The organism is Mariniphaga anaerophila, assembly GCF_900129025.1.
GTDB classification, from domain to species: Bacteria; Bacteroidota; Bacteroidia; order Bacteroidales; family Prolixibacteraceae; genus Mariniphaga; species Mariniphaga anaerophila.
On sequence record NZ_FQUM01000001.1, the window covers coordinates 219,383 to 235,098 of the forward strand.

General features: G+C 38.3%; 8 protein-coding genes. 7 read left to right on the forward strand and 1 reads right to left on the reverse strand.

Annotated elements, in window-relative coordinates:
- Positions 1–9: 9 nt before the first annotated feature.
- The 7 genes from BUB08_RS00825 (at position 10) to BUB08_RS00855 (ending at position 15,261) form a co-directional block, all read left to right on the forward strand.
- Complete coding sequence (locus tag BUB08_RS00825; RefSeq protein WP_072998069.1) at positions 10–3,198, forward strand: SusC/RagA family TonB-linked outer membrane protein; 3,189 nt, start codon at positions 10–12, stop codon at positions 3,196–3,198.
- 20 nt (positions 3,199–3,218) lie between these two features.
- Positions 3,219–4,691, forward strand: a complete 1,473-nt coding sequence (locus tag BUB08_RS00830; protein ID WP_083570501.1) for a RagB/SusD family nutrient uptake outer membrane protein — start codon at positions 3,219–3,221, stop codon at positions 4,689–4,691.
- Between the two features lie 11 nt (positions 4,692–4,702).
- Entirely contained in the window at positions 4,703–5,938 is a 1,236-nt protein-coding gene (locus BUB08_RS00835; protein ID WP_072998073.1) for a T9SS type A sorting domain-containing protein, read from the forward strand.
- A 37-nt stretch (positions 5,939–5,975) separates the two neighbouring features.
- The gene (locus BUB08_RS00840) at positions 5,976–8,258 is read left to right on the forward strand and encodes a T9SS type A sorting domain-containing protein (RefSeq protein ID WP_083570502.1); all 2,283 of its coding nucleotides are present in this window, start codon (positions 5,976–5,978) and stop codon (positions 8,256–8,258) included.
- A 91-nt stretch (positions 8,259–8,349) separates the two neighbouring features.
- Entirely contained in the window at positions 8,350–10,701 is a 2,352-nt protein-coding gene (locus tag BUB08_RS00845; protein WP_083570503.1) for a glycosyl hydrolase family 28-related protein, read from the forward strand.
- Positions 10,702–10,718: 17 nt separating this feature from the next.
- Positions 10,719–13,529, forward strand: coding sequence for a CBM96 family carbohydrate-binding protein (locus BUB08_RS00850; protein ID WP_072998078.1), 2,811 nt, complete (start codon positions 10,719–10,721; stop codon positions 13,527–13,529).
- Positions 13,530–13,536: 7 nt separating this feature from the next.
- Positions 13,537–15,261 carry a glycosyl hydrolase family 28-related protein gene (locus tag BUB08_RS00855; protein ID WP_072998080.1) on the forward strand — a complete coding sequence of 575 codons (1,725 nt, stop codon included), beginning with the start codon at positions 13,537–13,539 and terminating at the stop codon, positions 15,259–15,261.
- A 192-nt stretch (positions 15,262–15,453) separates the two neighbouring features.
- Here BUB08_RS00855 and BUB08_RS00860 read toward each other — a convergent pair whose 3' ends face one another.
- Positions 15,454–15,693, reverse strand: a complete 240-nt coding sequence (locus tag BUB08_RS00860; RefSeq protein ID WP_083570504.1) for a GldL-related protein — start codon at positions 15,691–15,693, stop codon at positions 15,454–15,456.
- Positions 15,694–15,716: the final 23 nt, after the last annotated feature.

Here is a 15,716-nt window from a genome sequence, read left to right on the forward strand (position 1 = left end):
GTTATGAGCATGTGTTTATTGTGTTCCATAACCGTAGTCAGTCAAATAAAAGGGAAAGTGACTAATGTCAGTGGCATTGGCATTCCTGGAGTTAATATCATAGAGAAGGGGACCAGCAATGGCACAATCTCAGATTTTAACGGTGATTATGTAATTAATCTACAGAATGGAGACGCCGTATTGGCCTTCAATTTTATCGGGTTTAAACGAACCGAGGTTAACGTAGCAGGCAAAACAGTAATAAATGTTGTGCTTGAAGAAGAGGTAACTTTACTGAATGAGGTTGTTGCTGTAGGGTATGGAACACAGATTAAAAGAGAGGTAACGTCTTCCATTTCCACCATTACATCTCTTAACGACGAAGGAGGCGCCTCAATTGGTGAAGTATTGCAAGGGAAAGCTTCGGGTCTGCAAATCACAAATACTGGTTCTACGCCGGGTGCTTCGATGAGAGTCCAGGTAAGAGGCACCAATTCAATAAATTCAGGAACTGAGCCATTATGGATTATCGATGGAGTTCCTGTTAATTCCGACCAGGAAAACAGCAATCTGCGATCCAGCGGAGTGTTGGATATTACTAATCCACTAGCAGACCTCAATGTTGATGATATTGCATCTATCCAGGTTTTAAAAGATGCAGCATCAACATCTATTTATGGTTCAAGAGGTGCTAATGGAGTAATACTCGTTTCTACTAAGCAAGGTAGCACTGGCGTGGCCAACATATCGTTAACCACTGAATATGGCACATCGGAAGCAGTTAATTACAAAACGTATTTAAATACAGCTCAGCATTATGAGTTGCTGGATGAAATGGGTAAAAACTCAGGTAGAGATTTCAGTCATTGGGTGCCCTTTTACTTTGATGATGACAGAGGCCTTTATCCTTTTTACAACCGGGCGTATGCTGAAACGGTTGATAATAACTGGATAGATATGGTATTGCGCCAGGGCATGTTCAAAAGAATATCCACTTCGTTAAGCGGAGGCGGCAAAGGTGCCAGATACTATATCTCTTTTTGGACTAAAGATGCTACCGGAATAATGATTGGCGATGAGCGCACAGAATATGGGTTAACATCGAACCTGAATTTTGATGTTACAAAAAAACTCAGTGGCGCCATTAAAGCGAAAATTGGCTACAATAAATATGATTATGCACAGAAAGGCGGAAGTCTGGGCATTAACGAAGTTGGAAGAAATAACTGGGGAGCTAGAGCTGGTTGGAGAACCATAAACAGAAGTTCAACACCGATGATGCCTAGTCATACACCAAGTGGAGAACTTTTTGACCCATATGGAGGCTATAACCCATATCCTTCATTAATGGAAAATAATCAAATCAATAGAAATCAAGATTATAGAGGCAGTATAGTTGCTTCACTTGATTACAAACTTCTGGAAAACCTGGTGATATCAGCCAGAGGAGGTTATGATCATAACATACGTTCTCAGTTATTTCATATTACTGATGCGATTCGGTTAAAAAGCTCGGACAATAGAACAGGCTCAGCCAGAGGTACTCAGAATACAAGAATAAAATCAAATACAACATTAAACGCATTTGCTAACTATTCTAGGCGAGTAAATAGCCTGAAATTGGAATTGATGGCAGGAACTGAAATGTTTGAAAGAAAAGATGAAGTACAGTTGGCCGATTTCGAAGACCTTCAAACGCAAAGGATTCAACTCGGGAATACAGAAGGAGCAACATTCTTAATGGGACGGTATTCAGTTGCCAGTGATCGGTTTGTGTCTTTCTTTGGAAGAGCAAATTTCTCTTTGAATAATCGATATCTATTGGGAACCAGCTATAGACGCGACGGAGCTTCTGTTTTTGCTCCCAAAAATCGTTGGGGCGATTTTTGGTCAATCTCGGGCGGTTGGATTTTAAGTGACGAAGAATTTATGAGCAATCTCAAGGCATTTAATTTATTAAAACTCCGTTCAAGTTATGGTTCAACCGGAAATGCCAGTATTCCTAGTTTCAGCTGGATAAATACCTATCAAACATGGCCGTTGTATGGCAATTCCAATTCACTTGTTCTTGGAAATTTAGCCATTGATAACCTGACATGGGAGAAATCATTTACGTTCGATTTAGCTCTTGATTATGGACTGTTTGAAAACCGAATTAATGGTTCAATTGGTTATTACCATACGCGAACTGAAGATATGTTGTTGAATACTCCTATTGCACTTAGCCATGGAGTTTATTCAGGTAACGCAGGACCAACGTCTTTAATTAATGTAGGCCAGATGTTCAATCAGGGTTTTGAAATTCAGATAAGTGCCGCTATTGTAAACATTAAAAATTTCAAATGGGAAGCAGATGTCAACTTGTCTACAAATAGGAACGAGGTAGGAAAGCTATCCAAGGAAATTAGCAATCCACTGCAGATAGGCTACTCTCCTGCATTTGGAAACACACTTCAACTTAATTCTGTATGGACTGGTGAGCGGTTGGGGCGCTATTATATTGCAGAATACGCAGGTATGGATGAGCAAGGATTTGAAACTATTTATGAAATTGATCAAGAAAAGTTTGCGCAAAGTGGCGGCCAGATTACCGAAAAAACCGGTAACATAGTGAGAGCTACATCCGAAAATATTCAGAAAAACAGGATGTTTCATAATAATAAAACAGGGTTGCCAACTTATTTTGGTGGTATAACTAATTCTTTTACCGTTAAAAATTTCACATTAGACGTTTCTTTTACATTCTCCGGGGGAAACTATATCTACGACCAAACAGTTGCCAACAATGGCTTTGTATTACAGGGAGTTAATCCGATTGATGACAGGATCTACGGAAAAACGTTTATCCCGGGTGTCAGGGAAGATGCAGAATACCCCATTCAAACGTATAATAATCTGGACGATACCGGAGCTCAGGTGGGGACACAGCACAGCAGGTACCTGTACAAGGGTGACTATATAAGACTACAAAACATTGGGCTAAAATACAAGTTGCCTTATGCTTTACTAAAGAAAGTAGGAGTTAAGTCTGCAACACTGTATAGTACAGTGTCTAATTTATGGGTGTGGTCACCTTTCAAATCGTTCGACCCTGAGTTTGTTAACTATGGAGACATACATGCTGTCACTGCAGATCGCAACCTGGGGCAGGGTTACGTAAAGTATGATCCTTTTCCAAAAGCTCGGACTATCACTATCGGAGCCAGACTTAGTTTTTAAACCAAAAAAATTTAATCGTTATGAAATATATTGTAACTGTGTTAATCTCCCTCTTACTTCTAAGTTGTGAAGACTTTTTTCAAGAAGTAGAAATGCCTGCAGATATTCTAACCACAGATATTTCGTCTAATAAGGAATTAGAACAGTTGGTTAGTTCTGCTTATTTCGCCTGGCAAGGGTACCATGAAGGCATCTGCGATTTAAGCTTTATTATTCCGTCGTTTGCGTCAGACGAGGGAATTATTAGCGCAAGTCATGACATAAATGTAGAATATGGAAATCATGATCAATTGTATAACAGGAATACCTGGAATAATTCAATTCCTTATTTGCAGTATGTATGGCAGTCAGGCTATGGAAGTGTGCATTTCGCCAATTTGGTTTTAACGCATTTGAACAGCAAGGGGCCATTTAACGACAGCGAAATTGGATGGGCAGACAGAATGAAAGGAGAAGCCTACTTCAACCGGGCATTTGCGTTTTACACATTGAGCAAAATATTCTGTCCTCCTTACGACGTAAACGGGGATATGACTCAACCCGGTATTATTTGTGATACGACAATATCTGAAGGGCCTTTTGATACAAGAGCATTGCAAAGCATTGATGGTACTTATAAACAAATTATTAGTGATTTAAATAATGCCATTCAATTTCTTCCGGAAGAATACGAGGAAAATCGCGATCCGGAGTCATACCAGGATCGAGCTAAGCGAGATGCTGCCGAGTTTTTGTTGAGTCGGGTTTTCTTCCAGATGGGGCCTGAATTCTGGGAGAACTCTTTGGCATTAATAAATGAAATATTAGGAGACAATAAATACCCGCTGAATGGTTCCCCTGCTGATGCTTACACTCAATCAGGGTTAGGACAAATGTCAAGTGAAACAGTATTTCAGTATGCCTCTTATAACGGTAACTCTCAGTGGAGATATCCGAGGGTTTATCACTTTTTTTCGGGAGGTTCGGCATCTGGCCGCCGAAAAATGTTTCATATGAACGACTCCTTTGCCGCTTTTGTTGGTTGGGATAATTCGGATGAAGCTGCAAAGGATTTACGATATAGCGAGTTGTTTACTATTTCTTACGGTAAAATATGGGCTGACAAATGGAAAGCAAGAACCTACAGCTTCCCAATGATGCGCTCTCCTGAATTACACTTAACCCGTGCGCTTATTTGTCTTCTTACCGGAGAAGGTGGAGGTAATCAACAGGCGATAACCGATCTGAATATTGTTCGGAAAAGGGCTTACGGCGACAATTACGAACCACTGGATAATAGTTACAGTACCTCCGAGCTACTTGATATTACTCACAGGGAACGTGCTATCGAGTTGTTTTTTGAAGGAGATCGATTGTATTATGTGCAAGCAATCAGAGGCCAGGTAAGCCCTGGTGACAGAACAGATCAGGTTGAATTGCCTTACAATAGCGACAAACTATACTGGCCTATCCCAGAACGCGAAGTTTTTACAAATGATAATTTAACTAACTAAATATTAATAAAATGAAAAAATCTTATGGTATAGCAATTACAGTGATGTTGTTTGTGGCACACTTTGCACAGGCATCTGTTTTCGAAAATTTTAATGCAAGTAATGCTCCGGAGGGAACCTATGGAGACGTTAGTTTTACCAGTTCATCTAACGGTTTAACATGGAATTTAACACAGTGCCGTTATATACCGGGCTTATATACAAATATTAATGGTAAAAGTGTCGCTTTAAAAAGCGATGGTGCAGGAATTATTCAATCACCGGTATTTCAAGGTGGGTTAAAGGAACTCTCTTTTAACCAGAGAGCCGGATGGATAACAGACGGTCAGGAGCGTTTAATTTCGGTTGAAATTGTTGATGAAGACTTAGGACAGACTACAACTTACGATTTTTCCAATGCTGGTGCGGATCAGACTATTTACGAAATTCAAATTAATGGTTTAAACATAACTGGAAGTTATTCATACAAAATCACCAATAAAACAGAAGGAACGATTATTATAATTGATAATATAATGATGGTTGGAACTGAAGATAATCTGGAAACAATAGAAAACGCCAGCATTGCTGACAATAGTTATGAAACAGGTTCCTTTACCGGTAATAATGGTGGCACGTGGCTGTATTCAAACGGAAGAACACCACTGGAATATATTATCGGAGGAGACAAAAGTATCATGTTAAAAGACACTTATGGCTATATCCAGTCAAATTTATTATCTAACGGGTTGAAAGAATTGAGCTTTCTGGCGGTACAGAATTGGATTGGAAATTCGGGAGTTCAAAATTTTCAGTTGAAAGTTTATGATGCCAATGATGACTTGGTTTTTGAAAAAAATGATTTGACATATGAGCGTCAAAGCGAACATCGGTTTGAATTGTTTCAATATACAATCAGCGGAATAGATATAGTGGGTGCTTGTTCATTCCGCATTGTAAATGCTTCATCTAATATCGGAGAAATTGTGATTGATAACATTACCTGGAAGGATAAACCAATATCTACCGGTATTAAAGATACAGAAGTTGATAACCTTACGGTGTTTAGCCGGGAAAAAAATATTGTAATCAGAAAGGCTGGCAGAGAGATTGGGAAGGTGAGCGTTTATAATGTTTCGGGCCAGTTGGTTAACAGTATAGAATCAGCCAACAGAGAAGTCTCTATTCCCGTAGAAAGTAAGGGTATTTACCTAATTATGGTATCAGATCCTCTGGGTGTGTCTTCTAGCAAGGTACTTGTAAAGTAATAGAATCCAGAATTTAAGACGCATTAAAGAGTTAATTATGAAATATATTATACTGTTATTATGTGTTTTCGTTTCTATATCTTCATTTGCGCAAGATTTAACTGTTAACGTGCAGCTGGAGTATCAGTCCGAAAATACATTTAAACTGAATTTTAGTGAAAATGTAGATCCAGCCGAAGCCGCGGAAGTGACAAACTATACCATTAGTGGCACAGGCGGATTAACCGGAAATCCTGTTTCTGCTGATATTAGTGGAAGTGCAGTAACTCTGCTGCTGGCATCTGACATGTCAGAACTTGAACCCAATGCGGGTATTGAAGTAAGAGTGAGTAACGTAACCGCTGTATCCGGCAAGGAACTAAATCCTCAACAATCCGTAGCAAAATATTTTGTTTGGCATTTTTGCGAAACTTTTTCTAAGGCTCCGTTAACAGGTGCTTATACCGATTATACTTATGTTGGAGAGCACAATCTGAACTGGACTTATTCCAGCGCTCGTGAGGATACAGAATATGAAAAAGGAATTATGTTGCGATTCAAAGATAGCAGTACTTTGAAACACAATTTTGGACAAGGTGTAGCATCCGTCTCTTTTCAGTTTTACACGGTTTGGTCAAACTATGATGATCGTTACTTTGAATGTGCAATAGCAGATCAGCTTTTAGCCGAGAATGCCATTGCTATTTCCGGAAATCCTTCAGAGGTAAAACTGTATACATATGATGACTTGAACATAATGCCAAAGGAAGAAGGGGTTCCTTTTGAGATAAAAAACACCACCGTTACCAATCAAAATATTGTTATAGATAACGTGAAATGGACTAGCTATTCCCCGGCATTTGTCGATACTGTTTTGCTAAGTTCACAAAAACAATTTGTATTGGGTTATAATCAGTTAATAGATTCCCGCGATGTGACCATCGATAATTTTAAGGTGGAATTTGATGGGGTTGAAACGGAACTTTCAACAGTGGAGTATTTCGAAGGCAACATGGTTAAAATAACGACAAAAGAAGACATCTCGGGCTTGGATAATAAGTCTGTGATTACTGTTACATCCAATAATGTCAGAAATTTAATCAATGGTTTATCTGTTGAAAATAAAAAGAGTATTACCGTTGAAAAACCCGAGGTAGTTAAGCAGTTGGAATACATCGATTTTACTACCCTGCGTTTGCGTTATACGTATGCTATTGACGAAACTGACGCCCTAATGACCGACAACTATAAATTGGTTTTTTCTGATGGCGTTGAAACCAATCCGTCAGCAGTAGTTATGGTAGATGACAAAACATTTGATTTAACAGTTCCATCTACTCAGCACAGCGCTGATGGCACAACAATAACCGTTGATGTAATAAATGTAAAAGGTAAAAACGGAGTTTTTACTGTTGCAGAACCTAATAATCGTGCTGCCATAATTATTGACCGAACAGCTCCCGAAGTATTGCCTGAGTTAGAGTTTATAAATTCAGGTACGCTAATCCTTTATTTCTCGGAAGCTGTGAAGCCATCCCTTGAGGTTTCTGACTATGTTATTGGCGGCACTGCAGGACTAAATGGAAACGTGCTAAACGTTGACATTAATGACTCTGCAAGTGTTGTACTAACAGTCGCTGATATGAGTGAGTCGTTGGTTCATGATAACACAATAACAGTTTCAGCGAACAATGTTTTTGATGTTGCTGGCAATAATTTGTCAGAAAACAATACTGCAACTTATGTTATCAACCTTTCGAAACCATTAAATAAAATTGTTGATGTTAAAAACATTAGGCATAGAACCGCTGATGTAATCATTGATGTAGACAGACCGGGAACAGTTTACTGGAGTGCTTATGTTGGAGGGAGCTCTGGTCCTGATGCCGATGCTGTATATTATGGAGATGGTTTTGTAAATGGAATGCAAGTAGTTGATAAGTCTGTTTCTCAAGCAACCATTACGGTTGATGAGTTGGTTTGGGCAACAAGTTTCGACGTTTATACATTAGTTGAAAGCAGGGAAGGAGTTTTGTCTGAGCTGGATATGACTACAATTGAAACGACGAGTGTTGAAGAAGGGTTTGATGATGGTGAGCTTGGAAACTATAAGTCGGTGAAAGTGACGTTAAAATCAGGTGTCATCCAACTTGAGCGAATGGACAAACAGGCATCTTATGAACCTATCCACGTGAAGGTTTATAATCTGGCAGGAGCAATTGTTTACAGTAAACAATTCCGCAATGAAACCATGGATATACATGGTCTGCCTTCAGGAATATATCTGGTGTCTCTTTGGTTTGAAGATCATATAGAAACCACAAAAATAATTATGGAATAGCTTTTCCGTCACCAAGTTAAGGACTTAATGTCTTTAACTTGGTTTTTCCTTAAAATCAGAAAATTAAAGCTGTTAAATAAAATCCTCTGATATGGATGGTTTTTTTCGAAAGAGTTTTTTGTTGTTTTTCGTGAGTCTTATGCTCACGAATTCCGACTTGCTCGTGGCGCAAAACTCAATTTTTCATGAAGACTTAGAAGCGGAGAATTGTCCGGAAAGTAATTATAACTATGGAACGTTCAAAAGCTCATCAAATGCTTATTGGTGGACATATAAAGATTGCAGAAAAGCAACAGGAACATATACGATAGAGGGCAAAAGCCTGATTCTTAAAAATAACACGGGAAGCGTAGAATCCTCTTGGCTTAATGGTGGAGTCAATTATGTTTCATTTAAAGTTAATAAGTGTTGGTCCTCCAATGAAAAAAGAGTATTTAAACTGGAAATAATTCCGGATAATGGAAGTTCCACAGTCTCACAACAGTTTTCTTTGGATGGAAATATTGCTGAAGACACTGAATACTCTCTTGATAATATAAATATTCAAGGATTATTCAAAATAAAAATTTCTAACCTAACTTCATCTACAGCGATAGTTGTAGATGAAATTAAGTGGCAAAGTTACGGGATAGTGTCTGAAACGTGGGAAACTAATATTTTATCTGATTTTGAAGCTGATCCCGAAAATAGTGTTTTATATGATTACTCATATGCGGGCTATAAAGGTGGGGAAGAGGCTTTTCCTGATGTTGCCGAAATTGCTGTAGTAACAGATTTTGGAGCAGTGGCTGATGATTTAATTGATGACACCCAGGCTTTTCAGGATGCTATCGATTATGCGGCGTCTCAAGGAGGAGGGGCCGTTGTTATCCCGAAAGGTAAGTTCCTGTTCAATGCTGCAGCTGATGATTCTTATGTTACAATGAAAGACAATGTAGTTCTGAAAGGAAGTGGAAACGCAGAAGATGGAACTATTCTATTTCTAGCTAATTACATTAATGAAGCTTATGGACGCGGAATGATTTATGCTGCCTCCGGTAGTTTCGTCGGTGCTCCCTATCTTTCTGTTACCAAAAACGCAGCTAAAGGCAGCCACCTTCTAACCGTAGCTTCAACAAACGGATTGGTTGCCGGAGATGCTGTGCGCTTACGGATGTTTAATCCAGCAAAGAATGGTGAAAGACAAGATGACTTAAGCCGATTATTGTCTCATCCGTTGCCCCCTGAAACAACCTGGACATTTTATAAGAGATTTTCTCCATTCGAATGCTTTTTTGAAATTGAAGAGGTGGTAGATGGAAAAACGGTAAAATTGAAGGAATCTTTAATGCAAACAATATCAACAGAGTGGAATCCCAGATTGGAAAAACTAACTTTTATTGAAAATGTGGGTATTGAAAACCTCAGGCTCGAGTCTGATTTTCAGGGAGGATACAGCCATCATTTAAATTGGGAAGTTGATTATGGTTGGTGTGGAATAGAATTAGCGAATGTCAAGAACGGATGGGTTAAGGATTTGGTTATTAAAAATATGGTATGCGATATACAAATAGCTTCTTCAAAAAATGTTACCGTTCAAAATGTTGTAATAGAAGGATTGGATGGACATCATGGTGTAAAAACTCCTTCTTCGTCTTTTTGCTTGGTTAAAGATGTTTTTTTTAATGCATTCAGAACACATACTGTTGGTACGGAAGGGGGTGCGCACGGCAATGTATTTACTAACATTGGAATAAATTACCTCGATGGAATGATCGATTTTCACGGAGGCGGTTTTGCATCCCACAATCTTTTTGAATGTATTAATAATGTTTATACTTATGGCGGAGGAGCTGAACAAAATATGCCACACTCCGGTCAATACAATGTTTTTTGGAACCTGATAGGTTCTAAGAAACAAGATTCGAGAAGGCCCGGCATGGACTTCTTTTCCGGGCTATGGAACTACTGGGATTATTATTCTAAGTATGGGTTAAATTACGAATGCTATAAACTATATCCCAAAAGTGTGTTAGCCGGCGTTTATCATCCCGACTATTTAATGGAAGTAGAACACAGCACTACCGACCGGTCTGATGAATGGATAGAAATCGAAGGGTTCAATCAAGAAGGCATAAGGCCGGCATCGTTATATCATTACCAGCTAAACAACAGATTGTCGGGATATAATGATGTTGTCTCGAGCAACAAAAAACTGAATAAGCAAAATGTGAATACATCAGGAAAGGCTTTGTATGCAGTAGAGCAGGGCGTTATTTTTGATGAACACTTTGGGAAGAGTAAACTCACAGTGTACGATATTCAGGGAAAGGTCATTGCTTCTTCAAAGGTTAATATAAATAAAGGATATATGTATCCATTGAATATTCCTTTTGGCATTTATATTATCTCAATAGAAGGTGAGAGAGGGAACTATGTTGAGAAGGTAGTAAAAAACAGATAATCAAAAATGTTATCAAAATGAAATACAGGTATTTAATAACAATAATAGCATTGCTGGTTGTGACATTTAGGCCTGCTAATGCTCAAATAAAATTGCAGGCTATTGAGGATTGCTACATTAATAACGGCGAATTCGCTAATGATAATTTTGGTGATGCCACCAAACTGTTAATTAAGAATGGAAGTGCAGGTTATACACGCGAAATACTTTTAAAGTTTAGAAACAAAAAGAATATAGAGGTTAAAACGGCAGTGTTATTTGTTCGCGGAAGAAACTTTGCGAAAGACGATAAAAAGCTAATAATCGACGTATTGGGCTCTGACTCTAATTGGAAAGAATCAAAAGTAAACTGGAACTCCAAACCGAAAGCTTATGGTACGATTGGAACTTTTGAACTTATTGCCACACCTAAAAGTGAATGGCATACAGTTGTTTTGGATGCCGACTATGTAAACAAGCATTTGCAAGAGGGCAATTTGTCCGTAACGTTGGTTCAAAAAGAAAACAATGGTTTAATGGGGTTTATTTTATCCAAAGAATCAGAATGGGCGGGAAAGATTGGTGGTATGCAGGCTTACCTCGAATTAAACGGAGAGTTGCCTGAGAACAATGAAAACACTGATGCTACTTTAAATGCAACTGTATCACCGGAAATATCTCAAGAAGTAATTTTGTCAGGTCCTAAAACTATTTCTGTAACAACAGATTATTCGATTAGCCCAAATGGCTTTAGCACAGAAGAGTTAATTGTAAAGGGCAGCAGCGATCCTCAGAAGCAGGTTGAATGTTTTTTGAGTTACGATATAGGCAGTATAGACGGGTATGTGGTAAAAGCATCTCTATATCTGAATGCAAAAGCACTTCAGGGGGCTGCAAACATACAATTATACGACGGAAAAGGCAGTAAGCTGACAACGCCCGTTACATGGGAAAAGAGACCTTCAACAATGTCGAATGTCGGGAATGTCACAATCGACAATAACGATGAATTTAAATTGTATCAAATAGACATCTCTAAGTTTGTGCGAACAAACCATAATACGGGAAAGCAGTATTGCACTATTTTATTGAAAGGAGACGACAATGGTAACCCTGTTGAGATAGGTTCTCTTGCCTCTAACAGCAAAAGATCTTTTTTGGTAGTTAACACCATCGACAGGAAAAAGCAGGAAACTCATTCAGATCAAGCTCTTGCCCCTGTGTACCCTGATGTAAAAGAGGATAACAGGTTATGGGAGCAGTGGATAAAAAAGAATCCTTTGCCCGAAAATGGTTGGGTGCCCGAATTATGGAAAAAATATGTTTGCCAGGGAGGAATCTCTCAATTGCACAATTTTTCTTATGCTGGTTATAAATATGGAGAAGAGGCTATTCCGGAAATTCAAAATGTACGCTTAAAAGTTACTGATTTTGGTGCTGTTCCTAACGATGAAATTGACGACACAGACGCCATTCAAAAAGCTTTGGATAAAATTTCTAATAAAGGTGGGGTACTGTTGTTCCCTAAAGGAAAATACATTATAAACGGAGATGTTGACGAATTTAAAAAGTTAACGCTTAACAGTAGCAATGTAATTATCAGGGGAGAAGGTTCCGGAAATGATGGAACAGTGTTGTTTATGGCTAATAAGTTTCTGCCTCCTGATGGGTGGGGAGACTTTATTTTTGAGGTAGGAAATAAAAAACCACACCTGGAAAACAAAGCTTTCACTGAATTAAGCCAAAACGCCAGAAGAGGTACATTTCAAATAGAAGTAGAAGATGCAAGTAATTTTAGTAAAGGAGATAATATACAAATATATTTAAAGTCTCATGTAGTTAATGGAAAGCGTCAGCAAGAATTAGGTCAGATTTTAACTTATCCATTAGTTCCTGAAATTGAGTGGACCAATTTTAAAAAATTTAGTCCTTACAACACGTTTAATCAGATTGTTAGTATAAACAACAACACAATAACTCTGAAAAAGCCGTTGGATATAGATATGGATCTCAAGTGGAAGCCAACAGTAAAAAGGCAGGCTTTTTATGAAAATATCGGTTTTGAGAATATTCGTTTTGAAGGAAATTGGCATGGGCCATATATCCATCACGGCTCCAGAGAGATGGATTATGGATGGTGTGCGTTGCGTATTGCTAATGCGTGCAATAGCTGGGTGAAGAATGTGGCATTTCATAACTTAACATGGGATTTAACAGTTTTAGAATCAGCTAACGTAACCGTACAGAATGTAACGGTTTCCGGAACTGATGGCCATCATGGTATTAAAGCACCGGGCTCAAGCAGTGTGCTTGTAAAAGACTGTGAATTCACTGCTCATCGAACACATAATATTGGAGGATCTGGTGCGATGGATGGGTGTGTGTTTACGAATATAAAAATAACCGATCCTCATGGTACTATTGATTCGCATGGAGGAGGCTTTCCTGTGTATAACCTTTTTGAAAATATTACCAATGTAAAAGTGTCGGGAGCAGGCTCCATTGATAACATGCCACATATGGGGAGAGAAAATGTGTTTTGGAATTTGCATGCTCAAGCAAAAGAAAAGTCAAGCCACCATTCGGAACTTGATAATGAATTCTTTCCATATGGTGTCTGGAATTATTACGACAGCATTAAAAAGCGGGGAGGAATATCTTTCGATTGTTACAAGCTATACCCGGGAAGCGTGGTTATTGGAGTGTACAACGATGCTAAAGCACTTCAGATCGGACAAAATTCTGAAGATAGAAACGAAGATTTTATTTATGTTGAAGGTCTTAACAGAACAAATGTATGGCCGGCTTCGCTGTATAATGCTCAATTTAATATGCGACTAAAAAAGTAATGTCAAAATGAAAATATTCAGTTATGTTTTGGGACTGCTGTTGATGATAACATCATGTGAAAACAGCAAACACAATCAGTTATTTCTAGATTTTAAAGAAAAGGGGGTAGATGCTTTGTTACCTGACTTTTCGTATGCCGGATACAAATATGGCGAGACTTCAGTTCCTACTGAAAAAGGAAATGAATATGATGTAACCGATTATGACATTTACCCGGATATCGATACGGATCAAATACAAAAAATTCAGGCTTTAGTAGATTCTGTGGGTCGAAACGGTGGCGGAGTAATTTTTTTCCCGAAAGGAGAATATTTATTTAACGCGATAGACGGGGAACGGAATTTTCTGTCAATCGATTATTCTCACATCACATTACGAGGTGAACAAGGGACACAATTTGTAAAATGCCAAACATTAATACAGTTAGAAAAAGAACCATGGTTAAGCCCCGCTATTATACGTGTTGGAAATAAGATACAAGGCAGTGAGAAATTTTGGGGGTTAGATAGTAAATACAATAGCGGAACTGCTGATAGTTGCGAAATATATCATCCAGATTACCTTGTAAGTTTGAAAGAGTCGGCACGAAAGGGAAGCACACAAATAATTACCGAAAATAATTCTTTTATAAACAGTGGTGATTTTGTACTTGTAGCTATGTACGGCCAAAAGGATGATGAAAGCCTGATAAAAAGGATACTGAGTCCTTGGAAGGAATTCGAATCCTACATGACGTCAGCACTAGAATCTGATGAAAAAAGTATGCCCTCATATCAATGGTTGGTTGAAGTAGAACAGACAAAAGGAGATACCATCTGCTTAAAACAACCCTTGAGGGAAACAATAGATATGAAATATGATCCTGTTGTGGCTAAAGTTCCGATGCTTACCGAAGTGGGACTCGAAAATATTGAATTTACCAGTCGTTGGAATGGACATTACTGTCACCATGGTTGTGAGGGGTCAATAAACAGAGAGGCTCTAATTATGGACTATGGCTGGAATGCTATTCAATTTGTAAGAGTTGCGCATGGGTGGATTTCAAATGTTAAGATTAAGGATTATGTAAATCCCATTTATATTCTTGACTCCAGAAATGTGACCATCGATAACTTGGTATTAGACGGAGCCAACGGGCATAGTGGCGTTAAGTTCTATTCTCATGCCTGTGATAATTTATTGCAAAACGCGGTTTTTAAAGCCAGTTATACTCATATGGTTAGTTTAGAGGGTAATGCATATGGAAATGTTGTAAGAAAAATAAAATATGACACAGAAGGAAATGTATCGAGAGGTGATTTTGATTTTCATGGGTTCAGCTATAAGTCATTTTCCCCACCTTCATGCAACCTTTTTGAACTGATCGAAGGTTTTGGTCATATAACTGGAGGTGGTGCATTGGAGAATCTGCCTCATACAGCTGCTAAGAATACTTTCTGGAATGTTTCTTTAGATGGACTTAAAAATGGCGACGATGTGTTTCAATATTGGGTATATGAATTTGAGAGATTTGGTTCTCGAAAAAGTTACGATGATTACAAATATTTTCCCGGGACTATCCTGGTTGGTGTAAAATCAACACAAGGCGAACTGGTCATAGACAAGAGAAAAGACACTTGGAATAAAGACTGGATATATGTTGACAGGTTAAATAACTCTGTTTCACCTCTGTCTTTGTATGAAGCACAGCGTAATTACCGGCTTAAAAACAACAGTGCAGCTAAGAAGTAGGAAAGATATAATTTTTCAAGAATTATAGCCGGGTTCAATAATGTGTATTTGAGCAGGGCTAAGAGCAGGAGGGAAACTATTTTATTTTCCTCCTGCTCGGTTTAAAATTCTATTTGAAAAAGCTTTTCTATCTTGTTTTCAAGGAATACAGAAAAAAATTCTGCCCGGAATTGCACTAATTTCTAAAATGGGTTACGTCGCTTCCTCACTTTTTTTATCGCCTTTCCGAATTTTCTGCTCTAATTCTTTAATGACTTTTTTCAATCTGGCAATTTCAATATTGTATAAAACGAAGCCAGAAATAAAGCCAATCCAAAGAATTGCACTCCCATTTGGGTAGTGCTGTAATTTAAAGAACGCACCAATCAGAACCAATAACGCAGAAACACCGAAAAGTACATTCATTAATTTTTCAAGTTGTTTGTCTTTCATCGCTTTTTTTCATTTAATTGTCA

Excerpts from the sequence above, each read along its gene's own strand:
- BUB08_RS00825 (WP_072998069.1), top strand. The coding sequence starts at position 10 with ATGTGTTTATTGTGTTCCATAACCGTAGTCAGTCAAATAAAAGGGAAA.
- BUB08_RS00830 (WP_083570501.1), top strand. The coding sequence starts at position 3,219 with ATGAAATATATTGTAACTGTGTTAATCTCCCTCTTACTTCTAAGTTGT.
- BUB08_RS00835 (WP_072998073.1), top strand. The coding sequence starts at position 4,703 with ATGAAAAAATCTTATGGTATAGCAATTACAGTGATGTTGTTTGTGGCA.
- BUB08_RS00840 (WP_083570502.1), top strand. The coding sequence starts at position 5,976 with ATGAAATATATTATACTGTTATTATGTGTTTTCGTTTCTATATCTTCA.
- BUB08_RS00845 (WP_083570503.1), top strand. The coding sequence starts at position 8,350 with ATGGATGGTTTTTTTCGAAAGAGTTTTTTGTTGTTTTTCGTGAGTCTT.
- BUB08_RS00850 (WP_072998078.1), top strand. The coding sequence starts at position 10,719 with ATGAAATACAGGTATTTAATAACAATAATAGCATTGCTGGTTGTGACA.
- BUB08_RS00855 (WP_072998080.1), top strand. The coding sequence starts at position 13,537 with ATGAAAATATTCAGTTATGTTTTGGGACTGCTGTTGATGATAACATCA.
- BUB08_RS00860 (WP_083570504.1), bottom strand. The coding sequence starts at position 15,693 with ATGAAAGACAAACAACTTGAAAAATTAATGAATGTACTTTTCGGTGTT.